This is a genomic window from Methylocystis sp. Uni0008, assembly GCF_056838045.1.
In genome coordinates this window covers 3,779,840-3,805,057 of the sequence record NZ_CM166370.1, presented here as the reverse complement: position 1 = coordinate 3,805,057, position 25,218 = coordinate 3,779,840, and the positions used below count along the sequence as shown (strand labels likewise).

General features: G+C 63.5%; 20 protein-coding genes. 17 read left to right on the top strand and 3 right to left on the bottom strand.

What is annotated here, in order from left to right; all coding sequences use genetic code 11:
- Window positions 1-3: 3 nt before the first annotated feature.
- From lnt to AC0X69_RS18770, 12 genes are all read left to right on the top strand, one after another.
- Complete coding sequence (gene lnt / locus AC0X69_RS18825; RefSeq protein ID WP_482609726.1) at window positions 4-1,647, top strand: apolipoprotein N-acyltransferase; 1,644 nt, start codon at window positions 4-6, stop codon at window positions 1,645-1,647.
- Between the two features lie 206 nt (window positions 1,648-1,853).
- Window positions 1,854-2,273 carry a helix-turn-helix domain-containing protein gene (locus AC0X69_RS18820; RefSeq protein WP_482609725.1) on the top strand — a complete coding sequence of 140 codons (420 nt, stop codon included), beginning with the start codon at window positions 1,854-1,856 and terminating at the stop codon, window positions 2,271-2,273.
- Window positions 2,274-2,401: 128 nt separating this feature from the next.
- Window positions 2,402-3,592, top strand: coding sequence for a methionine adenosyltransferase (gene metK / locus AC0X69_RS18815; protein ID WP_482609723.1), 1,191 nt, complete (start codon window positions 2,402-2,404; stop codon window positions 3,590-3,592).
- Between the two features lie 147 nt (window positions 3,593-3,739).
- Window positions 3,740-4,420, top strand: a complete 681-nt coding sequence (trmB, locus tag AC0X69_RS18810; RefSeq protein ID WP_482609721.1) for a tRNA (guanosine(46)-N7)-methyltransferase TrmB — start codon at window positions 3,740-3,742, stop codon at window positions 4,418-4,420.
- A gap of 65 nt (window positions 4,421-4,485) precedes the next feature.
- Window positions 4,486-5,379 carry a tetratricopeptide repeat protein gene (locus AC0X69_RS18805; protein ID WP_482609719.1) on the top strand — a complete coding sequence of 298 codons (894 nt, stop codon included), beginning with the start codon at window positions 4,486-4,488 and terminating at the stop codon, window positions 5,377-5,379.
- A 16-nt stretch (window positions 5,380-5,395) separates the two neighbouring features.
- Window positions 5,396-6,064, top strand: coding sequence for an LON peptidase substrate-binding domain-containing protein (locus AC0X69_RS18800; protein WP_482609717.1), 669 nt, complete (start codon window positions 5,396-5,398; stop codon window positions 6,062-6,064).
- Window positions 6,065-6,078: 14 nt separating this feature from the next.
- On the top strand, window positions 6,079-6,303 hold the full coding sequence (locus AC0X69_RS18795) for a Trm112 family protein (protein ID WP_482609715.1): 225 nt from the start codon (window positions 6,079-6,081) through the stop codon (window positions 6,301-6,303).
- A gap of 13 nt (window positions 6,304-6,316) precedes the next feature.
- Window positions 6,317-7,192: an acyl-CoA thioesterase gene (locus AC0X69_RS18790; RefSeq protein ID WP_482609713.1), complete on the top strand. Its 876-nt coding sequence runs from the start codon at window positions 6,317-6,319 to the stop codon at window positions 7,190-7,192.
- A gap of 352 nt (window positions 7,193-7,544) precedes the next feature.
- Entirely contained in the window at window positions 7,545-7,883 is a 339-nt protein-coding gene (locus AC0X69_RS18785; protein ID WP_014890399.1) for a P-II family nitrogen regulator, read from the top strand.
- A 32-nt stretch (window positions 7,884-7,915) separates the two neighbouring features.
- Window positions 7,916-9,391, top strand: coding sequence for an ammonium transporter (locus AC0X69_RS18780; RefSeq protein WP_482609711.1), 1,476 nt, complete (start codon window positions 7,916-7,918; stop codon window positions 9,389-9,391).
- A gap of 161 nt (window positions 9,392-9,552) precedes the next feature.
- Complete coding sequence (locus tag AC0X69_RS18775) at window positions 9,553-10,683, top strand: pentapeptide repeat-containing protein (protein WP_482609709.1); 1,131 nt, start codon at window positions 9,553-9,555, stop codon at window positions 10,681-10,683.
- Between the two features lie 214 nt (window positions 10,684-10,897).
- The gene (locus AC0X69_RS18770) at window positions 10,898-12,400 is read left to right on the top strand and encodes a bifunctional metallophosphatase/5'-nucleotidase (protein ID WP_482609707.1); all 1,503 of its coding nucleotides are present in this window, start codon (window positions 10,898-10,900) and stop codon (window positions 12,398-12,400) included.
- On the opposite strand, the gene AC0X69_RS18765 is transcribed toward AC0X69_RS18770, so the two are convergent.
- Window positions 12,401-13,852 (bottom strand): NAD-dependent succinate-semialdehyde dehydrogenase, encoded by a 1,452-nt coding sequence (locus AC0X69_RS18765; RefSeq protein WP_482609705.1) that lies wholly within the window; start codon window positions 13,850-13,852, stop codon window positions 12,401-12,403.
- 200 nt (window positions 13,853-14,052) lie between these two features.
- Here AC0X69_RS18765 and AC0X69_RS18760 point away from each other — a divergent pair, with 200 nt between their 5' ends.
- On the top strand, window positions 14,053-15,174 hold the full coding sequence (locus AC0X69_RS18760) for a glycosyltransferase family 4 protein (protein ID WP_482609703.1): 1,122 nt from the start codon (window positions 14,053-14,055) through the stop codon (window positions 15,172-15,174).
- A complete protein-coding gene (locus tag AC0X69_RS18755; RefSeq protein WP_482609701.1) occupies window positions 15,171-16,706 on the top strand; it encodes a glucosamine inositolphosphorylceramide transferase family protein in 1,536 nt (511 codons plus the stop codon). Before AC0X69_RS18760 ends, AC0X69_RS18755 begins: the two co-directional genes overlap by 4 nt.
- A gap of 7 nt (window positions 16,707-16,713) precedes the next feature.
- Here the strand turns inward: AC0X69_RS18755 and AC0X69_RS18750 are convergent, their stop codons facing one another.
- Window positions 16,714-18,081, bottom strand: coding sequence for a lipopolysaccharide biosynthesis protein (locus AC0X69_RS18750; protein WP_482609699.1), 1,368 nt, complete (start codon window positions 18,079-18,081; stop codon window positions 16,714-16,716).
- A 270-nt stretch (window positions 18,082-18,351) separates the two neighbouring features.
- On the opposite strand from AC0X69_RS18750, the gene AC0X69_RS18745 reads away from it, so the two are divergent.
- Window positions 18,352-19,881: a hypothetical protein gene (locus tag AC0X69_RS18745; RefSeq protein ID WP_482609698.1), complete on the top strand. Its 1,530-nt coding sequence runs from the start codon at window positions 18,352-18,354 to the stop codon at window positions 19,879-19,881.
- Here the strand turns inward: AC0X69_RS18745 and AC0X69_RS18740 are convergent.
- Entirely contained in the window at window positions 19,856-20,950 is a 1,095-nt protein-coding gene (locus AC0X69_RS18740; RefSeq protein WP_482609696.1) for a glycoside hydrolase family 5 protein, read from the bottom strand. The two genes, AC0X69_RS18745 and AC0X69_RS18740, sit on opposite strands and share 26 nt — an antisense overlap.
- 80 nt (window positions 20,951-21,030) lie before the next feature.
- On the opposite strand from AC0X69_RS18740, the gene AC0X69_RS18735 reads away from it, so the two are divergent.
- A complete protein-coding gene (locus AC0X69_RS18735; protein ID WP_482609694.1) occupies window positions 21,031-23,175 on the top strand; it encodes a GumC family protein in 2,145 nt (714 codons plus the stop codon).
- Window positions 23,176-23,267: 92 nt separating this feature from the next.
- A complete protein-coding gene (locus AC0X69_RS18730; RefSeq protein WP_482609692.1) occupies window positions 23,268-25,178 on the top strand; it encodes an extracellular solute-binding protein in 1,911 nt (636 codons plus the stop codon).
- Window positions 25,179-25,218 lie beyond the last annotated feature (40 nt).

The window sequence follows — 25,218 nt, the reverse complement described above, 5'->3', positions numbered from 1 at the left end:
CCGATGACGCAGATTGCCGAAATCTCCGGCGCGCCCGCGTCCGCCCAATCGCTTCCACAGCGGATCGTTCTGGCCCGCGGCTGGGCGCGTCACGCGATCGCCTTCGGCGCCGGAGCGACGGGCGCCCTGGCGCTCGCGCCTTTCGACTTTACGCCGGCCATGTTCGTCCCGCTCACCGTCGCCGTCTGGCTGATTGACGGCGCGGCGGGGAAGACCGACTCGCGGCGCCTCGCCCTCGCGCCAATCCTTTCGGCGGCGGGAGCTGGCTGGTGGCTGGGTTTCGGCTATTTCGTGGCCGGCCTTTGGTGGATGGGCGCCGCGATGCTTGTCGAAGCCGACCAGTTCGCCTGGGCGCTGCCGCTCGCCGTATTCGGCTTGCCGGCGGTTCTCGCGCTCTTCACGGCCGCCGGGTTCGCCGCGGCCCGTCTGTTGTGGTCGCCCGGCGGCGCCCGCGTCTTCGCGCTGGCGGCAGGACTGGGCGGCGCGGAGTGGCTTCGCGGGCATCTCTTTACGGGCTACCCCTGGAATGATTTCGGCATGGCGCTCGCCGGCGCCGGCCCGCTGGCGCAGACCGCCTCTCTCGTCGGCCTCTACGGGCTCGACGTCATCGCCGTCGTGATTTTCGCCGCTCCCGCGACGCTCACCGATCGCGCGCCCGCCGGCGTCCGCCGCATCAGCGGAACGATGGCGACGGCGGCGGCGCTCGCCTTGCTCATGTTCGCCTTCGGCGCCTATCGGCTCGGCGGAAACGAGACGGAATACGTCAACGGCGTCGCATTGCGGCTGATGCAGCCGAATCTTCCCCAGGACGCGAAATTTCGTCCCGAGAACGGCCCGAACATTTTGCGTCACTATCTCGCGCTGTCGCAGCGCCCCACAAGCGAACGGCCTTCAGGCCTCGCGGAGGTCACCCACCTCGTCTGGCCGGAATCGGCGTTTCCCTACATCATCTCGAAGCACCCAGAGACGCTGGCGGCCATCGGAAGCGCGCTGAAGGGCGGCGTTCTACTGACTGGCGCTGCGCGGGCGGAAGGCGAGGGGGGCGGACGGCGCGGCAGGATCTTCAATTCGATCGAGGCGCTGAAAGGAGAGACGATCGTCGCCTACTACGACAAGATGCATCTCGTTCCGTTTGGAGAATATCTGCCGCTCGAGGCGGCGTTACGCCCGCTTGGAATTCATCACCTCGTTCCAGGCATATGGGACCGTGGCGCGGGTCCACGGCTTCTCGCGGCGCCCGGTCTGCCGGCGGTCGCGCCGCTCATCTGCTACGAAGCGATCTTTTCCGGCGAGACGGTTCAGCGCGACGCCGCCGAACGTCCTCAGCTGTTCCTCAACGTCACAAATGATGGGTGGTTTGGACATACGACCGGCCCCTATCAGCACCTGGCCCAGGCGCGCCTGCGCGCGATTGAAGAAGGCCTGCCGATGATCCGCGTCGCCAACACCGGCGTTTCCGCGATCATCGACGCCTATGGGCGGATCCTTCAGTCGCTTCCGCTCGGGCAGGAAGGCCTCATCGACGGCAGATTGCCAAGCGCCGCGGCTCCGACGGTCTTCGCGACCTCTGGCGCGCTGGCGTTCCCCATTCTTCTCGCCTTGGCGACGGCGTTGGCTTTGAGCGGGACCGCTCATCGTGGGGCATGAGGGCGCCGCGCAAACGCTGCGGGTGTGCGGTTCCGCGGAGCCCCCCTCGCCGCCGGGTGGGCCATGAATGTCGACTGTCCGACGCCGGAAGCGCGCCAAGCCACTGAGCCCAACTCAAATCTTTATTGAAATTCATGGACCTACCTGCAATGTAGCTTGCGCGTTCGGCACTGAGTCGGCTACAACTGAGCAGGAGGCGAGTAAAGTTGAAGAAGGCGCCAGATCCGATCGATCGACACGTCGGCAGCCGCGTGCGGATGCAGCGCGTTCTCATGAAGATGAGTCAGGAGAAGCTGGGAGAGGCGCTCGGAATCACTTTCCAGCAGGTGCAGAAATACGAAAAAGGCACCAATCGAATTGGCGCGAGCCGCCTGCAACAGATTTCGAAGACTTTGAACGTGCCGCCGTCCTTTTTCTTCGAAGGCGCGCCAACCGGCGGGACGCTCCCGCAGTCCGACGGTTTCGCCGAGGAAAACTCGTCGCAATATGTGGTCGATTTTCTGTCGACGTCGGAGGGCCTGCATCTCAACCGCGCCTTCGCCCGCATCCGCGATCCCAAGGTGCGCAAGCGCGTGCTCGATCTGGTGACGACGCTCGCAGAGCAGTCGGAGCCCGCTGGGGAGTGACACAATCTCGTTCTCCAAAACGAACGAATTTGGGGTTTTTGGCTTGACGCACCGAACGGGCGCTGGCAGATGAACCCGCCTGCTCCGCAGTTATTCAACTCTTCCTCGAAGCCATCGGAGATTTGGAAGTGACCCGGAAAAATTATCTTTTCACGAGCGAATCCGTTTCCGAAGGCCACCCGGACAAGGTTTGCGACCGCATTTCAGACGAGATCGTTGACGAGTTCTTCCGTGAAGGACCCAAGGCGGGCCTCGACCCCTACGCCATCCGCGTCGCCGCGGAGACCCTCGCGACGACCAACCGCGTCGTCATCGCCGGCGAAGTGCGTGGACCGCATATTCCCTTCGACCGGATCACCGAGATCGCACGCGGCGCCATTCGCGCCATCGGCTACGAGCAGCGCGGTTTCCACTGGAACACCGCCAATGTCGAAGTGCTGCTCCATGAGCAGTCTGTCGACATCGCGCAGGGCGTCGACGCCGCCGGTAACAAGGACGAAGGCGCGGGCGACCAAGGCATCATGTTTGGCTACGCGGTGCGCGAGACGCCAGAACTGATGCCGGCGCCGATCTATTACTCGCACAAGATCCTGGAGCTGCTCGCCAGCGCGCGCCACAGCGGCAAGGAGAAGGGCCTCGGCCCCGACGCCAAGAGCCAGGTCACTGTGCGCTACGTCGACGGCAAGCCCGTCGAGGCGACGCAGATCGTGCTGTCGCATCAGCATGTCGACGAGAGCCTGTCGCCCGCCGACATCCGCAGCATCGCAGAGCCCTACATCCGCGAAGCGCTGCCCAACGGCTGGATCACCAACACGACGGTTTGGCACGTCAATCCGACCGGCAAGTTCTACATCGGCGGCCCTGACGGCGACGCCGGCCTCACCGGCCGCAAGATCATCGTCGACACCTATGGCGGCGCCGCGCCGCATGGCGGCGGCGCGTTCTCCGGCAAGGATCCGACCAAGGTCGATCGTTCGGCCGCCTACGCCGCCCGCTACCTCGCCAAGAACGTCGTCGCGGCCGGGCTCGCCGACCGCTGCACGCTGCAGCTCTCCTACGCGATCGGCGTCGCCGAGCCGCTCTCGATCTATGTCGATCTGCATGGCACCGGCCAGGTGTGCGAGGAGAAGGTGGAAGATGTGCTGCCTCAGCTCATCCGCCTCTCGCCGCGCGGCATTCGCGAGCATCTTCAGCTCAACCGGCCCATCTACGCCCGCACCTCCGCTTACGGCCACTTCGGCCGGAAGCCTGACGCGGACGGCGGCTTCTCCTGGGAGAAGACCGATCTTGTCGACCAGCTGAAATCGCATTTCGCGTAATTTCGGCCGCCGCCAGGATCGTTAGGAACGGCGACCCGAGCGACGCAGCGAAGATGTGTCCTCGTGGTCGGCTCAATCGCAGGGAGCCGCGCGCAGCGGCTCCCGTGTCGTCAGACGTCCGATGAGCGCAGTCATCAGTCAGCGCTTATGAGCGAGCCCCTCCAGCAACGCCCTCACACCCGCCTTTATGGCCGCTCGAAAGGCAAGGCGCTTCGAAAGCATCAGTCCGCTCTGGTCGCGGATCTGCTGCCGAGTCTGACGCTTGACCTTTCGCAGCCCGCGCCGACTTTGGCGCGCGAAACCCATCTCGAGATTGGCTTTGGCGGCGGCGAGCATTTGATCGCCGCGGCGAGCGAGAACCCCGAGATCGATTTCATCGGCTGCGAACCCTTCATCAACGGCGTCGCGAAGCTCCTCGTCCGCATTGAAGAGAAGCGCCTGAAGAACGTCCGGCTGCACCAGGGCGACGCCGCCGACGTCCTCGACTGGCTGCCGGACGCCTGCCTGTCGCGCGTCTACCTGTTCTATCCCGACCCGTGGCCCAAGCGGCGCCACCGCAAGCGACGTTTCATTGCGCAGGACAATCTCGATCGTCTCGCGCAGGCGATGCGCAGCGGCGCTGAGCTGCGTTTCGCCACGGACATCGACGACTACGCCGCCTGGACCTTGGCGCGGCTGCGCGCCCACCCCGCCTTCTCGTGGCGCGCGCGCGGCGCAAATGGCTGGCTAACGCCCTGGTCAGGCTGGACGCGAACCAAATATGAAGCCAAAGCCATGGCCGAGGGCCGCAATCCGGTCTATCTGACCTTCGTCCGGGCGCCCCGCTAAAGCGCCGCGAAGCGGCAAAGCCTCCAAGACGCGACCGCCGATGGTGAAGACAAGGGGAAAAGCGCATGGTTGAGACGGCGAGAATGGCCGGCGCGCCGACGACGCCGATGGAAACGACGACGGACCGCTTCCGCGCCGACGTTCTCGACGCTTCGATGCGGCAGATTGTGCTCGTGGATTTCTGGGCGCCGTGGTGCGGGCCCTGTCGGCAGCTCGCGCCGGCTCTCGAGCGTCTCGTCGCCCTGACCGACGGAAAGATCGCGCTCGTAAAAATGAATATCGACGCCGACCCGCTGATCGCCGATCAGCTGGGCATCAAATCGATCCCGGCGGTCATCGCATTTCAGCGGGGGCGGCCCGTCGACGGATTCGTCGGCGCGTTGCCCGAAAGCCAGATCAAGGGATTTCTCGAGCGGCTCATCGGCCCCATTGAAGTTGGCGGCGATGCGCTGGAATGCGCGCAGGCGATGATCGCGGACGGCGATCTTTCCGGCGCGGAGTCGCTCCTCACCGAGCTTGCTGGCGGCGAACCGCCCAACGTCAAGGCCGCCGCCGCCTTGCTGCGTCTCTATATCGACTCGGGACGTTTCGACGAGGCGGGAGCGCTTCTCGACGCCCTTCCAGATTCCGCGCGACGCGACAGTGGAGTCGCGGCGGCGGCGGCGGCGCTCCAAAACGCCGAACAGGCTCAGGATCTGGGCGAGATCGACGAGTTGAGAAATCGCGTCAATTTCGATCCCAATGACCTCCAGGCCTATTTCGATCTCGCGCTGGCGCTCAACGCCAAAGGGCTGCGCGAGGAAGCAGCGGATGCGCTGCTTGAAATCATCCGGCGCGACCGTAGTTGGAATGACGATGGAGCAAGAAAGCAGCTCATCCAGTTTTTCGAAGCGTGGGGACCGATGGACAAGGCGGCAGTGACCGCGCGCCGACGATTGTCCACGCTGCTCTACTCATAGGGAGGCGTTCGCGAATATGAGCCTGAACCGTCCCTACGCCGACGTTGGCGAATTGCCGAAGGTTCTGCCGCTCTTTCCGCTTTCAGGCGCCATATTGCTGCCGCGCGGCGAACTGCCGCTCAATGTTTTCGAGCCGCGCTATCTCGCGATGATCGACGACGCTATCGCCGGCGCGCGCCTGATTGGCATGATCCAGCCGCTGCCGGGCGACGAGACGTCGGGAGAAGCGACGCAGCTCTATGATGTCGGCTGCGCCGGACGGATCACGCGTCTGGCCGAGACCGGAGACGGCCGCTATCTCATCACCCTCACCGGCGTGGCGCGGTTTCGCGTCCTCGAGGAGCTCACGGTCCGCACGCCGTATCGGCAGTCCCGGGTCGCCTACGACAAATTTGCGGAGGATCTGACGACCGGCGCCGGCGCCGATGCGGTCGACCGCGAAAGCATGGTGTCGATGTTGCGCAACTTCGCCGAATGTTCGAAACTCGAAGTCGACTGGGCGAGCATAGACGCGGCCCCGACGGAGACGCTCGTCAACGCGCTGGCGATGATGTGTCCGTTCGGCGCCAACGACAAGCAGGCGCTGATCGAAGCGATCGATTTGAAGACTCGCGCGGAAACGCTTATTGCGCTTGCCAAGCTCGATCTCGCGCAACGCGCCGGCGACAGGCCGCAGTGGCATTGAAGGAAATTGAAGACATGATAGATGAACGCGACTCGGGCGCCGAAAAGTTTGAATCCGCGGCGGAGCCGACGCGCATCGATCCACGCCTGCTCGAAATCCTCGTCTGTCCGCTGACCAAGACGACGCTTGAATATGACAGCGCGCGACAGGAACTGATCTCGCGATCGGCGCGGCTCGCCTATCCGATCCGGGACGGCATTCCCATCATGCTGCCCGAAGAGGCGCGTCAGATCGACTGACAGTTCGTCCACGATGGACGAAATCGGCCCATCCAAGCTTCTGACGCTTCTCGATCTGGAGGAGATCCAGCCGGACCACTTCCGCGGCTACAGCCCCTCTTCTTCCGGGCGGCAGGTCTATGGCGGCCAGGCCGTGGCGCAGGCGCTCGTCGCAGCGACGCGGACGACGCCCGAAGACCGTCCAGTTCATTCCCTGCATGGCTATTTCGTCCTCGCCGGCGATCCCTCGACGCCGATCGACTTCGCCGTCGAACGCGTGCGCGACGGCAAGAGCTTCACGACGCGACGCTGCAACGCGACCCAGCGTGGACATACGATCTTTTCGATGGAGGCGTCGTTTCAGCGTCGCGAGTCGGGCTTCACGCACGCCACGCGCATGCCGGATGCGCCGGACCCCGAGAGCCTCGATGACGTCCATGCGCTCGTCCAGCGCTTCCGCGCCTTTCTTCCGGAGCAAGCCGAGAGCTGGCTCAAGCGGCGAAGCGCGCTCGACATGCGCGTCGTCGCGCCCGATGACGTGTTCTTTCCGGAACGCCGCGCCGCCGGCCAGATGATCTGGTTTCGCGTGCGCGGCAAGGTGCCTGACGACGTCGCCATCCACAATGCGTTGCTGGCTTATCTTTCCGATATGACGCTGCTCAATACGGCGCTGCTCGTGCATGGCCTGACGATTTTCGATCCGAAGATCCAGGTCGCGAGTCTCGATCACGCGCTGTGGATTCACGAGCCGCTCCGGGTCGACAATTGGCTGCTTTACGCCCAGCAAAGTCCCTGGGCCGGCGGCGCGCGCGCCTTGACGCGCGGTCAGATCTTCACCCGCGAGGGACGACTCGTCGCCTCGGTGAGCCAGGAAGGTCTGGTGCGCCGCCGCGACTCCCAGCGCGGCTGAGCGGCTGCCCATTGTTCAGGCAGCAACAGAGACTCTGCACACAATTTAGGCGACAGAGCCAAGACTGCGCCCGTGCTTCGCAGCACGCGAGTCGGCGATCGTAGTCCTGCTGGCAGGCGCATAGTGGAGATCAGCAAAGGCCATAGCGGAACCTCCACTGATTGGCCTGGGGCGGCTGATGCGGCCGCGCGCGCACATGTCAGCGAAATCAGGCGTCAGCGCAGCTGGCATGGCATTTGAAAGCGGCAAGGCGCCGACGCGGCGGCGGCGTCCTTCCCGCGTGCCGCGACCAAGGCGCCGCCGTCAAGCGAGCGACGCTCGCTCATGAGGTCGATAACAACAGGATTGGCAGATGAAAATCGTGACAGCGATCATCAAGCCGTTCAAGCTCGATGAGGTCCGCGACGCGCTGACCAACATCGGCGTGCACGGCCTTACCGTGACTGAAGTCAAGGGCTACGGACGTCAAAAGGGGCATACCGAAATTTATCGCGGCGCAGAATATGCGATCAGTTTCCTGCCCAAGCTGAAGATCGAGGTCGCCGTCGACGCCGCCCTCGTCGAACAGGTGATTCAGGCAATCTCCAACACCGCGCGCACCGGCCAGATCGGCGACGGAAAAATCTTCGTCACGCCGCTCGAACGCGCCATCCGCATCCGCACCGGCGAAACCGACGCCGACGCGCTTTGATCGCCTCCCCGCAAAATCAGGAGCTCTCACACATGAAACTTCTTTTGCCTCGAAGCGCCTCTGTCGCTTCGATCATCGCGGGAGCGGTGATTTCGGTTGCGGCGACGGCGCCCGCCTTGGCCGCGAACGACCCGACGCCCAATCCTGGCGACACGGCCTGGATGCTGACCTCAGCGCTTCTGGTGCTGATGATGTCGATCCCGGGCCTGGCGCTGTTCTACGGCGGCCTGGTGCGCGCGAAGAACATGCTGTCGATCCTGTCGCAGACCTTCGCGATCGTCGCCCTCGTCGGCGTCATCTGGACGCTCTACGGCTATTCGTTCGCCTTCGGCGACGGCGGCTCTCTGAGCAATTACATCGGCGGCTTCAACAAGCTGTTCCTCAAGGGCGTCACGGCCTCTTCCAACGTGCCGACGTTCACGCCGGGACGCGTGATTCCGGAATACGCTTACATCGTGTTCCAGATGACCTTCGCGATGATCACGCCGGCGCTCATCATTGGCGCCTTCGCGGAGCGCATGAAATTTTCGGCCGTGCTGCTCTTCGTGATCTTCTGGGTGACGATCATCTATTTCCCGATCGCCCACTGGGTCTGGGGCGTCGCCGATCCGAACGCGCTGGTTGACGCCGCGACGCAGCTCGCCGCGGCGACGGATGAAGCGGCTAAGGCGGCCGCGCAGGCGAAGATCGATGAAATCAACGCCGCCGTGGGCTGGCTCGCCGGCAAGGGCGCGCTGGACTTCGCCGGCGGCACCGTGGTGCACATCAACGCGGGCATCGCCGGTCTCGTCGGCGCGATCATCGTCGGCAAGCGCATCGGCTACGGCAAGGAAGCGCTGCCGCCGCATTCGCTCACCCTGTCGATGGTCGGCGCCTCGCTGCTGTGGGTCGGCTGGTTCGGCTTCAACGCCGGATCGAACCTCGAGGCGAATGGCGCGACGACGCTGGCCTTCATCAACACGATGGTGGCGACCGCCGCGGCGGCGCTCTCCTGGATGGTCGTCGAATGGCTGGTCAAGGGCAAACCTTCGCTCCTCGGCCTGATCACCGGCGCGGTCGCCGGACTCGTCGCGGTCACGCCGGCGTCCGGCTTCGCGGGTCCGATCGGCGCGATCGTGCTTGGTCTCGCGGTGTCGCCGATCTGCCTCTTCTTCGTCGACTTCGTGAAGAAGAAGGTGGGCTACGACGACGCGCTCGACGTCTTCGGCGTGCACTGCATCGGCGGCATCACCGGCGCTCTGGCGACGGGACTGCTGGTCGCGCCCGAACTCGGCGGCGTCGGAATCACCGACTACACCAACCTCGAAGACTTCGTCGGAACCTATGACATGATGGCGCAGATGAAGGCGCAGGCGACCGCGGTCGTCGCGACCCTGCTGTGGTCGGGCATCGGTTCCGCGATCCTCTTCAAGCTCGTCGACGTGATCATCGGCCTGCGTCCGGCGCCGGATCAGGAGCGCGAAGGCCTCGACATCACCGATCACGGCGAGCGCGCTTACAACTACTAAGCTTTGTCTCCTGACACGACGCGAAGCGGCGCCTACGGGCGCCGTTTTTTTTGTAAGTTCGCGCAAGGCTGACGCCCCTCTCCCCGCGAAGAGCGGGGAGAGGTAAGGTGAGGGGCACCACTCAATGAGCGAAACATCGCCTTTGAAGAAAGCATTTTGCCATGCTGGAAGACTCCGAACCCGCATTGAAGCCCGCCAACGAGAACCCCTGGTATTTGCTAGCAACGCTGTATGGAGAACAGAGTACTAGCCATCATTCGTGGGACAGTGACGACGATCTGGCTGCGAGAAATAGAGCTGCCTGGAATCGTTGGATGATAAGTTCGCTCGATGGAGCCAACCGGCGGCGACTAACTTCTAAAGTTACTAAAGCGACTGAGTTAGAGAATTATTCGAACGCAGAGAGGATGTCGGTCGTCCAGCAATTCCGAGTTCGCCCAGGCAACTTGGATTTAGGGCTTCCTCAAGCTGATCCGTTCATAGATCTTGAAAACCTGGTTTTCACTAAGGCAGTAGACTTTCGCGGTTTTCTATTCCCGAACATAGTCTCATTTAGCAGTTCACGATTTGCCAGTTCCGCTCGGTTTGATGGCGCTGTCTTCATGCATGAAGCTGACTTTCAGGATTCGACGTATTGCCGTCCCGTTTCATTTTACCAAGCCGAATTTCTTGGAGGCGTTCTTTTCCAGGGAGTTCAATTTCGCTCTCATACAAGTTTCGCGTTAGCAGATTTTCGGGAAGATGTTCCCGATTTTCGTGATGCAAAGTTGGCTGAGGCAACCGAATGGCACGACTCAAGATGGCCATCTGAGTCTAGAAAAAAATTTTCGGCTCAACAACAAGTATACGCTTACGAGCGACTTAAAGCGGAAATGGAGCGACTAAAGAAGCACGAGGATGAGCAGTTCTTCTTTTCCATGGAGCTCCGTGCTCGAAGGGCTTTGTACGAACGGCGCAGGCTCATGTGGCTTGTTAATTGTACTTACGACATTCTGGGAGGATATGGCCAGAGCATTAGCCTGCCGCTGTTCTGGATTATCATTGCCTTCGCGCTGGGCGCTGACTTTCTCGCCTTGATACCGGTTCACGGAGAGTTTCCCCTGCCTTACAACGTCGCCGAGGCCATGAGTGTCGCGAACCTTTTTCCTTTTCTCCCCTATAAGCCGGTCGAATTTGGTGCAAAGGATCTATCTGCGACTGCCAAAATTCTGGGCGACATACAATCCTTGCTTGGGGTTATCCTTCTCTTCTTACTTGGTCTCTCCTTGCGCAATCGCTTTCGAATGAAGTGAGAAATAGAAAAAAGGCAGCCCTCCCCCTTGCGGGGAGGTCGCGACGCGAAGCGGCGCGGGTGGGGGTTGGCCTCAATTCGCCCACAATTCACCCCACCCGGCTCGCTTCGCGAGCCACCCTCCCCGTCAAGGGGAGGGATTTCGCGCGTATTGCCCTCGTCATCGAGCGGCGGCAACATGCGCGCGCTTGATAATCTTGCATGGGCAAAGAAAGATGTTTCGAAACATTGGACGCGCTTTCTCGATTGCCGCGATCATTGGTTTCGCTTTCATGCTTCCCGCTCGCGCCGCAGAGCGCGTCGTCAATCTCACCTTCGTCGTGTTCAGCGACATCTACGAGATGTCCGAGCGGGACGGACGCGGCGGCTTCGCACGGATCGCCGGCGGGCTGAAAGCCGAGCGCGCAAAAGGGAAGAACGTCATCGTCGCGCACGCGGGCGATACGCTGTCGCCGTCGCTCACCTCCAGCGTCGACAAGGGCGCGCATATCGTCGAACTGCTCAACCGCCTGGGCATTGACGTCTTCACGCCCGGCAATCACGAGTTCGACTTCGGCGAAGCAGTCTTTCGCCAGCGCATGGGGGAAGCGAAATTCGCTCTGCTCGCGGCGAATTTGCGCGACGTCTCCGGCCGCGTCCTGCCCGGCTTTGCTGACAGCAAGATCATCGATGTCGAGGGGGTGAAGGTCGGAATCTTCGGCCTGACCGACGACGAGGCGGCGAGACGGTCCAGTCCCGGAACCCTGAAACTTATGCCCGCGATCGACACGGCGAGGCGCGAGGCGCAGGCGCTGCGCGACGCCGGCGCGGATCTTGTCGTCGTCGTCACCCATTCGGAATGGCAGGACGATCTGCGTCTGGCGAAGCTCGGACCGATCGACATCGTCTTGTCCGGTCATGATCACAATCTTCTCGTCGCTTATGACGGGCGCGCCGTCGTCGGCGAGACTCAGGCCGACGGCGTCAATCTCGTGGCGATCGATGTCGAGATGCGGATCGCCGACGACGGGGTAAAGCGCTGGACGCCGAGATTTCGCGTCATCGACACGGCGGACGTGGCGCCAGACCCCACGATCTCGGCAAGCGTTGCGCAATATCAAGCGGCCGTCGACAAGGCGCTCGACGTCGACATCGGCGTCACCAGGACGCCGCTCGACAGCCGGAAGGCGAGCGTGCGTGGTCAGGAGACGGCGATCGGCGATTTTTTCGCCGACGCGATGCGCGCCGCCGCCGGAGCCGACGTCGCGATCATCAACGGCGGCGGCATCCGCGGCAATCGCAACTATGCTGCAGGGACGAAACTGACGCGCAAGGATATCGCGAGAGAGCTGCCGTTCAACAACCAGCTCGTGACGCTGGAGCTTACAGGCGCCGATCTTCGCGCCGCGCTCGAAAACGCCGTCTGGCTCATCGACAGGGACGCCGGCCGCTTCGCTCAGATTTCCGGCGCCCGCGTCGTCGTGCGGCGCGACGCTGTGCCTGGCTCGCGGCTGGTTTCGATTAAGATCGGCGGCAAGCCGCTCGTCGACGCAAAGCTCTATAAGGTTGCGACCATCGACTTCCTGGCGCGCGGAAAGGACGGCTATGTCGCCCTAATGCGCGGGAAACCGCTTGTCAGCGATCTCGAGGGCCCGCTGCTGACGAATGTCATCATCGACGCCATCGAAAAAGCCGGCGCGATCGCGCCCGCCGTCGACGGCCGCATCAAGATCGAATGATCAGAGTCCGCCAAGGCAGACATATTTGATCTCGATGTAGTCATCGACGCCGTAGCGCGATCCCTCGCGTCCGAGACCCGAATGTTTGACGCCGCCGAAGGGCGCGACTTCGGTCGAGATCAGGGTCTCGTTGACGCCGACCATGCCGAACTCCAGTTGCTCGGCGACGCGGATCACTCGGGCGACGTCGCGGCTATAGAAATAGGCGGCGAGGCCGTATGGCGTGGCGTTGGCGAGATGGACCGCCTCATCCTCGCTCTCGAAGGAAATGAGCGGCGCCACCGGACCGAATGTTTCCTCATTGAAAATGAGCGCGTCGGCCGGCACGTTCGCCAGAACCGTCGGCTGAAAGAAGGAGCCGCCGAGCGCGTGACGGGCGCCGCCGGTCAGAATCTTTGCGCCATGCGCCACCGCGTCCGCGACATGACGCTCGACCTTTTCGACCGCCGCTTCTTCGATCAGCGGTCCGATCGCGACGTCCGCCTGCGTCCCTTCGCCGACTTTCAGCGCGCCGGCCGCCGCCGCCAGCCTTTCGGCGAAGGCGTCGATGATCGAGGCGTGAACGAGGATGCGGTTCGCCGAAACGCAGGTCTGACCGCTGTTGCGATATTTGGTGGCGATCGCGCCCTCGACGGCGCGATCGAGATCGGCGTCCTCGAACACGATGAGCGGCGCATTGCCGCCGAGCTCCATCGAGCATTTCTGGATGTTCTCGGCCGCCTGCCGCAGCAGGATTCGGCCGACTTCCGTCGAACCGGTGAACGTCAGCTTCCGCACGAGCGGATTTTGCGTGAATTCGAGACCCACCGGCGCCGGATCTTTCGCCGTCACCACATTGATGACGCCTGGCGGAACGCCGGCTTGCTCGGCAAGTTCCGCCAGCGCCAAAGCGGAGAAGGGCGTCAGCTCCGCGGGCTTCACCACCATCGTGCAGCCGGCGCCGAGCGCCGCGCCGACCTTGCGCGCGAACATGGCGGACGGGAAGTTCCACGGCGTGATCGCCGCCGTTACGCCGATCGCCTGTTTGAAGACGAGCAGACGACGATCGGTCGGGCCGGGTATCACGTCGCCGTAAATGCGCCGGCCTTCCTCAGCAAACCACTCGATGAAACTCGCCGCATAGGCGATTTCGCCGCGCGCCTCCGAAAGCGGCTTGCCCATTTCGGCCGTGATGATGCGCGCGAGCCGCTCCCGATCGTTCATGATCAGTTCGAACCAGCGGCGCATGACATGCGCCCGCTCCTTCGCCGCGCGATCGCGCCAGCCTGGCAGCGCCCGCGCGCAAGACTGGATCGCCCGCCGCGTCTCCGTCGCGCCCATGTCCGGGACGTGGCCGAGCGCCGCGCCTGTCGCGGGATCGTAAACGGCGAAGGTCGCGCCGCTTTCGGCGCCAACCCAGGCGCCGTCGACAAGACCCTGCTCTCGCAGTCGAAGATCGCTGTTTGCGGTCAATTCTTGTCCCCTGAACGCCGCTTGTTTTTCCGATATAGCAGAATGCGACGCCGCGTGCGGCGTTCCATCAGTTTTGCAGGACTCGCGTTCAACCTCGTGGCAGACTTTGCGCCCGCGCACGCTTTATTGTCTAACCAGACCTTATGAATCCGCCTGCCGATCTCGAAAAGAGAACGCCGGCCGCTGCCGAGACTGCCGCCATGGCCACGAACGCGCAATCTTTAAAAACAGTCGCGCTGGTGCAGACCCAGGCCGAAAACGCTGGCGCGCAGGAGGTCGCGCGTCAGCTCGCGCGGGGTTTCGAGAAACGCGGATGGCGGGTCCGGCAGATTTTTCTATTTCGCCGCACCGACGCTTTCGATGAGGATGAAAACGTCGTCTACTGCGTCTCGCAACGGCCCTCGTCGCCGATCGCCATTCTAAGGATGCTTGCGGAGCTATTTCGGGAATTGCGCCGCGAGAAGCCTGATGTCGTCATCACTCTTCAGCATTACGGCAATGTCATCGCGGTCCCCATCGCGCGCATGACAGGCGCGCGGATCATCATCGCCAACCAGCTCTCGCCTGCCGAACTCATTGCGGCGCCGCTGCGCCTCGCCGACCGTCTGATGGGCATGGCCGGCCTCTATGATCATATCGTCGTGAACTCCGCGTCGACCGAAGCCGCCTACCGAAAATATCCGCATCGCTACAGCAGCCGCATCACGCGTATCGACCACGGCTTTTTTGACAAATCGGCGCCCGTTAGCAAGGCGCAAGCGCGACGCCAATTGGGCCTTCCGGAGGGCTGTGTTCTGCTTGGCTGTGCGGCGCGGCTGCATCCTTTAAAGCAGCTTGATCTCGCCATTACCGTGCTCGCGGAAAATAGGACGCAGCATCTCGCGCTCGCCGGACAAGGCGCCGATCGCGAACGACTTGACGCGCTGGCGCACTCTCTTGGCGTCGCCGACCGCGTGCATTTTCTGGGGGAACTCAGCACCGCGCAGATGGGTTTGTTTCTGGCCGCGCTCGATTGTTTCGTCTTCCCGAGCGCGACGGAAACCTTTGGACTAGCGCCCGTCGAAGCGGCGCAGGCGGGCGTCCCCATCGTTGCGAACGATCTCGAAGTCTTGCGCGAGGTTCTCTCGGTCGACGGCGAACCTTGCGCGCTATTCGTCGATGCCCGCGACACATCGTGCTTCGCGGCTGCGGTGCGGCGCGTGTTCGAAGATGAAGCGCTCAGCGCCACACTCGCGGCCCGCGGTCGCCGCCTTGTCGAACGCTTTCCCCTCGACGCGATGATCGACGAATATTTGAAGTTGATGGAACCCCAACGGGCATGAGCGCGCGCCGCATCGTCATCGTCGTTCCGCGCAGACGATTTCTGCGCTGGCATCAGCGTTTGCGAGACAGACTGGGGCGCGTCGTCCCAGACGCTGAAACCGTCATTCACTTTGAGGACGGCGGCGACCCCTGGCCGGAAGGCGTCGCGCCGCTCCTTTCCCTCGAACATCTGCTGCTGCGCCGTTCACGCACGGCGCTCGCCGACGTTCTCGATCCGCGCGTCGGAGCCGACGCCGCGCTCGCGCCGGCGGATGTCGTCGTCGATCTCGTAGGCGACGCGCAGGTGGATGGCGGGCGCATGTTGCGCCTGCGCTACGATGGGAAAAAATCCGATCGACACGCGATCGCGGCGCTGCTTTCAGGAAAGGCGCCGACGATTGCGGTCGAGGACGCCGCGACCGGAGCAATCCTGGCGCAAGGGCTTCCCTCTCTCGAAGCCGCCGACGGCCTCACCGGCGGGTTGGATGCGGTCTATTCGCGCGCGACGACCCTGATCGAACAGGCGCTGACGACGCCTGCGGCCTCACTCTCGCCCGCTGCTGGCCCGACGCGCGAGCCGAAAAGTCCCGCGGCGTTCGCGGCGCGCAATATAGCCTTCCAGACGGCGCGCAAGATTTACCATCTGTGCTGCCAGGCGCCGCACTGGCGCGTCGGCTGGCGCTTTACCGACGGACCCGGCGTGCTGGAGACGGGTTCGCTCCGGGGCGCGCCGTGGCGGGCGATGGAAGACGGCCAACTCAATTTCGCCGCGGACCCCTTCCCTTACACTTGGCGCGGCGTCAGCGGCGTGTTTTACGAATATCTCGATCCACGCAAGGGCGTCGGCGAAATCTATTTTCAGCGCTTCGACGACGAAGGGCCTTGTGGCGCGCCAGTCCCTGCGCTGGAGGAGCCGTGGCACCTTTCCTATCCTTTTCTGATCGAACACGGCGACGAACTCTACATGCTGCCGGAAGCCTCGACGTCTGGCGCGATCACGCTCTACCGCTGCGTCGAATTTCCGCACAGATGGGAAAGGGCTGCGCGCCTGCTCGACGATATCGAAGCGGCGGACGCGACGATATTTCAACATGAGGGGCGCTTCTGGATGACGTCGGTCGTGCGCGAAGGCGTCGGCGGCTATTCCGATACGCTGGCGCTGCACTATGCGGACGATCTCTTCGGCCCCTGGCGGCCGCATGCGCATCAGCCGGCGCTCGTCGACGCGCGCTTCGCTCGGCCGGCCGGCGCGGTCGCGCGGATCGGCGGCGAATTGCTTCGGCCCGTGCAGGATTGTTCCGAAGGCTACGGCAGGCGGCTCGCCATCATGCGGGTCGACGAATTGACGCCGCAGACCTTTCGCCAGACTCCCCTGAAATTCGTCGAGGCCGACGCGCGATGGCCGGGCTCGCGGCTCCACACGCTCAATCGTTGTGGCCGTCTCGAGTGCATCGACGGAGTCGTGATCGCGCCAAAGTTTCTCCCATTACGCAGAGTGACGCACCGACTCTTGGACGCGCGCGCCACCCGCGCCGCGCGTGAGGCTTCGTAGACTGCGTTCAGTCTCCGGAGCGCGTCAGAGCCTGACCTGCTCCCCTCGGCGCGCGCGCTGCGGGCCGCAGAATGCATGCAATGGAAGGATCGACGCCGCTGAATCGGCGGCAGACGGCCGCGAGCGCCATAAACAGGGGCGCATTGACCAGCGCCCAGCCGCAGGCGGCGCCGAGCGCGCCGAATTTCGCCGCGAGCAACGCCGTCAATGAAAGCCGCACGATCGTCGCGAGGCTGATGACGCGGGAATAGAGCTTCTCGTGGCCCGTCGTCAGCAGGATGACGGAGGCGGAGCCCGACAGGCACATGATGTAGGCGGCGGTGGAGAGCGTGACGAGCGTCGGATAGACGCTCGCGTAGTGTTCCCCGAAGATCGTCAGGATCTGCGCCCCGAAGACATAGATCAGCAGCAGGCAGGGCGTCACGAGCGCCGCAGCGACGATAATGAGCGAGCGCAGAATCTGCTGCAGCTTCTCGGCGTTGCCCGAGAAGTAGAGGCTGGCGCTATGCGAGACCGAATAGGTGTTCAGTCCCGTTTGCACCATCAAAAAAATATTGGCGATGCGCGCGGCGACGAAATATTCGCCCGCCGCCGCCGGCGACGCGAAATAGCCGATGAGCATGACGTCCGAATATTGGCTCGCCGCTTCGACAATCGCCGAGAGCCACATCGCAAAGCCGCGTTCGAACCAGCGCCGCCGTTCGCCCGCAGGAATGCTTGCGGCGATCCGCTCCTCTCGCAGCTTGCGCACGACGGCGCGCAGCTGGAACGCAAGCGACAGAGCCATGCCGGCGGCGGCGGCGAGAAAAAACCCCCGCAAGGTCAGTCCGCCGTCAAGCGTCGCCCACAGCACGACGACAATCAGCACGAGACGCCACAGGATTTCTCGTCCGGTCTCCGAGATGAGATAGCTCATCATCACGCGCGTGGCGTGCGACGAATAATGCAGCAGCGTCTGCATGAACAGAAACACCGCCGCGGCCAGAACGGATGCAGTGGCCGCTCCGCGATCGAAGAGCGGCGAAACGAAATAGACGCCGCAAGCGAAAATGAAGGCCGACGCGACCGTCGCGATCCAGCCGAACCGAAGAGCCGCGCGCGCCGCCGCCGGCTGACCCTTGCCGTTGTATTCGCCCCACGAGCGGGCGATCAGCGTCTCCTGTCCGAACACGGCGGCGACCGCCAGAAAGGACATGGCGTTGAACCAGATCGCCAACCGGCCAAACTCGCCAGCGGACATGGCGCGCGCGGCGAGCGTGAAGACGGCGATGGTCAGAAGCGCGCCGCATCCCTTGATGCTCATGGCGACGACGGCCGCGATGGCGTCTTTCTGGGAGCGCGCCTTTTGAGTCAGGCCTGCGAAGCGACTCGTCATGTGCTGGTCTTCTCCGCGCGCGGCGACGCGTCCGAGCTGCGCCGATAACAGACGGCATATTCTTAAATGACCGAGGCTCCAGCGAAGAACCCGCAGTCGCCAATATAATGATTATCCTTACGCTTTCATTGAAGCGTTCGGCTCGCTGGACGAGGCTCCACAATCCGCTCGACAGGCGCTATACTTTACGATGCTCGAATTTCCAAGCAAGGCGAAACAGAGCTGCGCACCCTAGCGAACGCCCGAGCCGAAAGTCGCCCGAAAGCGGGCGTGGACTGGCCGGGCGTTGTGCGCGGCTTCGTCATCGCCTTCGCGATGACCGGCGCGCCGATATTTCTGCATCTCGCCTCGCAGGCGGTGGCGCTTATCTTCTGCGCGGCCGCCGCGCTCGTCGTCACGCGCTATCTGGAGCAGGATACGCCGATCGTCATTTTCGTCGTTAATATCTTTCAGAACGTCTTCGCCGCGCTCGTCTCGCCCCACTATTCCGTTTTCGCCGACATCGAGGTCCTCAAGAGCTACAGTCTGGTGACGACGGCGGTCTGCTACCTGGTCGTCGCTTATGGATTCATGCGGCGCCCAACGCTGTTCTCGCCTTTCGTGCGGCGGATGATCTATGTCTCCGTCGCAATTCTGGCGGTCGTTGGCGTGTTTTTCGTTCTCGGCCTCGCGATCAATCCGCGCAACGCGACGGTCTATCTGCGCAATATCGCCCTGCCGATCCTCGTCTTTCAGATTTTCCTGATCGTCGGCGCCAAGCATCGCGTGCCAATGCCACAGATCGCGGTCACGCTGATGGCGCTTGTGATGCTCTGCTCCTATTTCGAACTGTTCTGGATCGAGGGGTGGCTGGCCCTGACGAATGGATGGACCTATCTCGACCTCTTCTCGGCGAAACGTCTGCTCAACCTCGACGAAATCAAGCGCGACATGGAACAAGGCGTGGTCATCACGGGCGTTTTGGATTACTGGCGCGCCGCCCTGCTCAATACGACGCTGACGAGCGATTTCGGATTCGAGGTGCAGCGCCTCATCGGTCCAAACTTCAATACGATCAGCATCGCTTACTTCCTTGCGATTTTCATCGCCTTTCTGCTGGCGGAGCGCTACTGGGGCGTGTCGCTCGCAGCCTTTCCCCTGCTCCTCGCCACGAGCGCGAAAGGGCCGCTCGCCTTGACCGCAGGCTGCGCGCTTTTCTACTTTTTTGCGCGCGACCGGAAATCGAACCGGGCCTTGTTTGGATTGATCGGCGTTCTCATCGTCTACGCCGCGGTCGCGTTCATATCCGGCTATCGCAGCGGCGACTTCCATGTGCTCGGATTATTGGGCGGCGTGAACGGCTTCCTCTCCTTGCCCATCGGCCACACGCTGGGCGACGGCGGCAATCTTTCCATTCCCGACTTTTCCGCCTTGGATTGGAGCGCCTTCCAGCACGCCGGCGCCGCGAATGTTGCGGTTGAAAGCGCCTTCGGCGTGCTGCTCTACCAGCTGGGCGTCGCGGCTTTCGCGCTGATCGGCTTTTATGTCTGGATCGCAATGCTCTCCTGGAGATTATATCGCGCGACCGGCGCGCCGGCGCTGGCTTTCGCGACGAGCGCGATCCTGATCTGTCTCGTCAACGGCCTCTATCAGGAGGAAGCTTATTTCGTTCCCCTGTCGCTGCCCTTCTTGATGGGGCTCGTCGGACTTTCCCTCGGCGCAACCGATCGCGCGCTCGCGCCGCTTGCGGCGGGCGAGGACGACCACGCTCGCCAAGGCGCCGTTGCGACGCCGCTTACGCCGGCAAGAGCGCCCGGATGACGCCCTGGTCGATCGCGCCGGAGTCGTCGAGCAGGCCGAAACCCGTCGCGTAGTCCCAATGCGACCAGCCGAAGCCCCGCTCTTCCGCCGCCGCGCGAACCGCGGCGAGCCAGGCGAGGCGATCGCTGCGTCGCGACTTGTCTTTGAGAACGCCGAATTCGTTGATGAAGATCGTCGCGCCGTTTGTCGCGCTCCAGCGCTGCGCGTCTGCGAATTGCGCGCTGATCGTATCCGCGGTCCAGGCGCGCTGCGCCGTCTCGCGCAGCTCCCGCGCGGCGCCGGCGTCGCCATCGCGCTGCGCCTTGGCCGCCAGTCGCAACAGCGCGGGGTCATCCTTCGCGCTCGGAAAAGGCGCGCCGGCGACCTTGGCCCATGGACTGCCCTCCTCCCATGACGCGCCCTGATGCGTAAAGATCATCGGATCGTAGTAATGGCAGGCGTAGATCACATTCTTGTCGGCGAGCGGCGTCCAGTTGGTGAGCGCGTCGAGCCGCTGCGCGGGCGCCGGGCCGACGATGATCGCGTTGCGCGGTAGTCGCGCGCGCACGGCCTGCGCCAGCGTCTCGACAAAGGGACGCCAGACGTCGTCGGTCGTTACAGGCTCGTTGAGCAGCTCCGCGGAAACGCGCTCCGCCGGCCATCGCGACAAATGATCGGCGAGCGGCGGCCAGCCGGCGAGCAGAGCGCGATGCGCCCGCTCGGGGTTGCGGCGCTGCAAGTCCTGAAAGTCGGAGTCCGGATGAAGGTCGACGCTCACGTCATAGCCCATGCCGAGCAGCTGTTCGACCGCGCGAGTGAGATCATCCTTTGCGCTCGAGATCGTCGCCGGCGTGGAAAATTCCGGCAACAGAAATTCCGCGACCGCCGGCAGGCGCACATGAGTCATGCCGAGATCGCACAAGGCGCGAAGCGTCTTGGGATTTGCGAAATGTTCGGCGCGAAGCGGAACCTGGTCGGGCAGATTGAACCCCTTGGCGACGCGCGCCGGCCCCCCCGCCTTTGCCGCGCGCGGAACGAGGGCGCCGGCAAGCAGCGCAACCGCCTCTCGCCGGGTGAATACTTGCGCCATAAACGTAACTCGTGGTTAAAGATTTATCTATTCTATGCGTTTTGCGCCTGGCGACGCGAGGCGCCCGCGGCGGAACCACGATGAGCACTATCGGCCGAAAGTCTGCGCGTTTGAACGCGGGCGCGCCTGCAGAAGAGGAGCCGCTAGCGCTTGATCTTTGGGGGGAAGCGCCGGCGCGCGCTTATACCTTCGTCGAGCCTTCCGCCATCTGGCTTTTTCTTCGCCGTAATCTCGTGCGCATGGCGGCGGTCGCGACGCTTGTGACGGTATTCGCCTTCCTCGTCGCATATTTCGTCTTCAACAAATATTCGGCGACGGCCGTCGTCATCGTCGACCCGCGTTCGGCAAAAGTCACGCAGACCGGCGGCGTTCTCGCGAATATCGGCGCCGACGCCATCGCCATCGAAAGTCTTGTGCAGGTTGCGCGCTCGGAGGGCTTCCTCGGCGCGCTCGTCGACCAGCTCAATCTCACCCAGGACAGCTATTTCGCAGGCCGCGGCTCCACCGACGCGCTGAAACGGCTCGCGACGATCGAAAAACTTGGCGCCAAACTCTCAGTCGCGCGCCGCGGCACGACATACGTCATCGACGTCACCGCGACCGCGCCGTCTCCCGATCAGGCCGCCGGAATCGCCAACGCCGCCGCGCAAAAGATTCTCGACGACCAGACGAGTTTGCGCACCGGCGCCAGCGCCATGACGGCGCAGGAGATTCAGAATCGCCTCGCCGAATTGCGTGGACGCGTGACTCGCGCCGAACAGGCGGTGGCCGAACTCAAGGCCCGCCTCAAGGTCACTGAGGCCGGCCAAGGCGCCACCCTTCTTGAACGGCGCGTATTCGAACTCAATCAGCAGCTCGTTCTCGCGAGCGCGCAGACCGCCGAAGCCCGCGCCCGCTATGAATTGTTGCGCAAGGCCGGAGCGAGCGCGGGCGAAAACCTGCCGCTCGCCACGCAGTCGACGGTGCTCAGCGCGTTGCGCGCTGAATATGCCAGACTTTCCCGCCAATCCGCCGATCAGGCGACTGTGCTCGGCCCGCGCCATCCGGACGTGGCCAGCCTGCGCGCGCAGCTTGCCGACGTGCGCCGCCAGATCAACGCCGAGATCAGTCGCATGACGGCGTCGTCGCGCGCCGCCTATCTTGAAGCCGAACAGCGCGAGGCGGCCCTTTCCAGCCAGCTCAGGAGCGCCCAGGCCGAGAGCGGCGCGCTCGGTCCCGAACTCGTCAAGCTCGGCGAACTCGATCGGGAGGCCAAGGCGGAGCGAGGAGTCTACGAACAGCTGCTCAACCGACAGCGCGAACTCGCCCAGGTGAAGGATCTGGATCCCAGCGACATTCGCGTCGTTTCGCCGGCGCTGCCCCCATCGCGCACCACGCCGCCGCGGATTGCGCTCGCGGCCGCTTCAGCCGCGCTGGGCCTGATATCCGGCCTCGTCTACGCAATCGGCAAAGAATGGCGCGAGGACACGCTCAAGACAGCTGCGCAAGTCGAAAGACTCGGCGGTTTCGAAGTGATGGGATTCATTCCGCAGTTGAAGTCCGAGAAAAAAGAGGGCGGCGATGTGGCGCGGATCGCGTTCGCCCCGTGGCTCGCCGATCTTTGCGCCGAGCTCACGCCGGAAGCAGCCGGCGAGGAAGGGCTCGCGCTTGTGGTCGCTTCGACGCGGCGCGGCGAGGGTCGCTCGACGATCGCGTCGAACCTGGCGTCTTTTTTCGCGCAGGGCGGCGACCGGGTGCTGCTGGTCGAGGCCGACCGGCGAACCGACGGAGAAAGGCCCGGTTTTGGCCTGCTGGACGTGCTGGAGACCGGCGAGGATCTGAAGCGCGCCTTGATCGAGCCGAAAGGCGCGCCTTACACGGTGCTGCCGTATGGCGGGGAAACGCTGAATCATCCAAGCGCGGTGGGCGGGCTGATGAGCGGCGTCACCATGCGCGCCATGCTCAAGCTCGCCCGTCAGTGGTTCGATGTTGTAGTTATTGACGGCCCGCCGGCGCTTGAAGCGCCGCACGCCCGGTTGCTGGCCGCGCAGGCGGACCGAACCGTATTCGTCATCGAATGGGGCAAGACCAGCGCCGCTGACGTAACGGCTGCGCTTGGGCGACTGGACCTGCGAGAGGCGGCTGTGCTTTATAACAAGACCGACGTGAAGGCGCTCCGGATGTACGACCCGCAGCAATCGCGCCTGATGGAGAAGCAGGCCGAGGAAATCGCCACAGCGGCCTGAGAGTCCCAAGAGGCGCTAGCCGACTCGCAACAAACCGACATAACATCAAGGGGCAAGCGGACTGGCCGCGCCCTCCTCCGCCTGAGGTCACTTTGGCTTATTCCAGGATCGTCGATCTGACGCGCATTCGTCTGTCCCGTCGCGCTTTTGTCGGCGCCGGCGCCGCCGCATTGGTCGCCCCGCGCGTTCTGGCGAAATCCGGCGCCCAGCCCGCCACCGGCGACCGCTTCGGTCCGCTCGCGCAGGGCGAGACCGAGAGCCACGGACTCTCGGCGTTCGGCGACCTCGGCGAGCCAGCCGACTTCAAATACTTCGACTACGTCAATCCGAAGGCCCCGAAAGGGGGAACATTGGCGCTGTCGCCAGCAAGTCCGACCTACGACAGTTTCAACGCATACATCTTGCGCGGCAATCCGGCGACGGGCATGACGCTCGTCTTCGACAGCCTGATGAACCAGAGCCTCGACGAACGCGACGCCTATTACGGACTCGTCGCCAAGAAGGTGCGGATTTCGCCCGACAAGCTCACCTACGCCTTCCTGCTGCGCAAAGAGGCGCGCTTTCACGACGGCTCGCCGCTCACGGCGCATGACGCCGCCTTTTCGCTCAACATCCTCAAGACCAAGGGCCACCCCGTCATCAGCCAGTTGTTGCGCGATCTCGAAAGCGCGGAAGCGGAAGCCGACGACGTGCTCGTCCTGCGCTTCGCGCCTGGCCGCACACGCGACCTGCCGCTCAGCGTCGTCGGTCAGCCGATCTTTTCGCGCGCCTATTACAAGGACCGCGATTTCGAGGCGACGACGTTGGAGCCGCCGCTTGGCTCGGGACCATACAAGGTCGGGGCCTTCGAGCAGGGTCGCTTTATCGCCTACCATCGCGCGCCCGACTATTGGGCGAAGGACCTGCCGATCAGCATCGGCCAGGGCAATTTCGACGTCGTCCGCTTTGAATATTTCGGCGACAGCCAGGTCGCCTTTGAGGCCTTCAAGGCGGGCGCGTTCACCGAGCGGGAAGAGAACATCGCGCGCGTCTGGGCCACCGGCTACGATTTCCCGGCCTTCAAGGACGGGCGCGTCAAGCGAACGACGACGCCCAACAACAATATTCCCCAGATCCAGGGATGGTTCTTCAACACGCGCCGAAAGATCTTCAGTGACCCGCGCGTGCGCGAAGCCATCGGCTACGCCTTCGATTACGAATGGACGAGCCGCAATCTGATGTATGACGCCTATAAGCGCATCTCCTCCTACTTCGAGAATTCGGAACTGGAAGCGAAAGGCTTGCCGAGCGCGCAGGAAAAGGCGCTGCTCGAACCCTATCGCGCCGATCTTCCGGCGGAAGTTTTTGGCGAACCCTTCGTCGCGCCCGTCTCCGACGGCTCGGGTCAGGACCGCGTCCTCTTAAAGAAAGCCAATGATCTTCTTGTTGCGGCGGGCTGCACGCGTAAGGACGGAACCCTGCGATTGCCCGACGGCGCGCCGCTCGAATTCGAGTTTCTCGACAATTCCAGCGTTTTCGAGCGTCACACGCAGCCCTTCATCAAAAATCTGAAGCTGCTCGGCGTCAACGCCCGCATCCGCATTGTCGACGCCGCACAATACAAGAAGCGGCTCGAGGACTTCGATTTCGACATCGTCCACGACGTGCTGCTGATGAGCTGGAACCCGGGAGAGGAGCTTCGCGCCTATTTTAGCTCGAAGACCGCCAACGTCCCCGGTTCGCGCAATCTGGCGGGCGTCTCCAATCCGGCGATCGACGCGCTCGTCGAAAAAGCCCTGCAGGCGCAGACGCGCGACGAACTCGTCACCACCTGTCGCGCGCTCGACCGGGTTTTGCGCGCGCAGCGCTACTGGGCGCCGCACTGGTATAATCCCATGCACCGCTTCGCCTATTGGGATCTTTTCGGCCAGCCCGAGCGCCCGCCGAAGTTCGACACAGGCGTGCTGTGGACCTGGTGGTGGGACGAGGATAAGGCGCGCAAGATCAACTTCACGGCGCGCTGAGTATTTCGGCGGGGCCCAGGGTCCTCCGAGAACGACATTC

Excerpts from the sequence above, each read along its gene's own strand:
- AC0X69_RS18805 (WP_482609719.1), top strand. The coding sequence starts at position 4,486 with ATGGTTGAGACGGCGAGAATGGCCGGCGCGCCGACGACGCCGATGGAA.
- AC0X69_RS18780 (WP_482609711.1), top strand. The coding sequence starts at position 7,916 with ATGAAACTTCTTTTGCCTCGAAGCGCCTCTGTCGCTTCGATCATCGCG.
- lnt (WP_482609726.1), top strand. The coding sequence starts at position 4 with ATGACGCAGATTGCCGAAATCTCCGGCGCGCCCGCGTCCGCCCAATCG.
- AC0X69_RS18750 (WP_482609699.1), bottom strand. The coding sequence starts at position 18,081 with ATGACGAGTCGCTTCGCAGGCCTGACTCAAAAGGCGCGCTCCCAGAAA.
- AC0X69_RS18790 (WP_482609713.1), top strand. The coding sequence starts at position 6,317 with ATGGACGAAATCGGCCCATCCAAGCTTCTGACGCTTCTCGATCTGGAG.
- AC0X69_RS18755 (WP_482609701.1), top strand. The coding sequence starts at position 15,171 with ATGAGCGCGCGCCGCATCGTCATCGTCGTTCCGCGCAGACGATTTCTG.
- AC0X69_RS18770 (WP_482609707.1), top strand. The coding sequence starts at position 10,898 with ATGTTTCGAAACATTGGACGCGCTTTCTCGATTGCCGCGATCATTGGT.
- AC0X69_RS18760 (WP_482609703.1), top strand. The coding sequence starts at position 14,053 with ATGGCCACGAACGCGCAATCTTTAAAAACAGTCGCGCTGGTGCAGACC.
- AC0X69_RS18735 (WP_482609694.1), top strand. The coding sequence starts at position 21,031 with ATGAGCACTATCGGCCGAAAGTCTGCGCGTTTGAACGCGGGCGCGCCT.
- AC0X69_RS18775 (WP_482609709.1), top strand. The coding sequence starts at position 9,553 with ATGCTGGAAGACTCCGAACCCGCATTGAAGCCCGCCAACGAGAACCCC.
- trmB (WP_482609721.1), top strand. The coding sequence starts at position 3,740 with ATGAGCGAGCCCCTCCAGCAACGCCCTCACACCCGCCTTTATGGCCGC.
- AC0X69_RS18795 (WP_482609715.1), top strand. The coding sequence starts at position 6,079 with ATGATAGATGAACGCGACTCGGGCGCCGAAAAGTTTGAATCCGCGGCG.
- AC0X69_RS18785 (WP_014890399.1), top strand. The coding sequence starts at position 7,545 with ATGAAAATCGTGACAGCGATCATCAAGCCGTTCAAGCTCGATGAGGTC.
- AC0X69_RS18800 (WP_482609717.1), top strand. The coding sequence starts at position 5,396 with ATGAGCCTGAACCGTCCCTACGCCGACGTTGGCGAATTGCCGAAGGTT.
- AC0X69_RS18740 (WP_482609696.1), bottom strand. The coding sequence starts at position 20,950 with ATGGCGCAAGTATTCACCCGGCGAGAGGCGGTTGCGCTGCTTGCCGGC.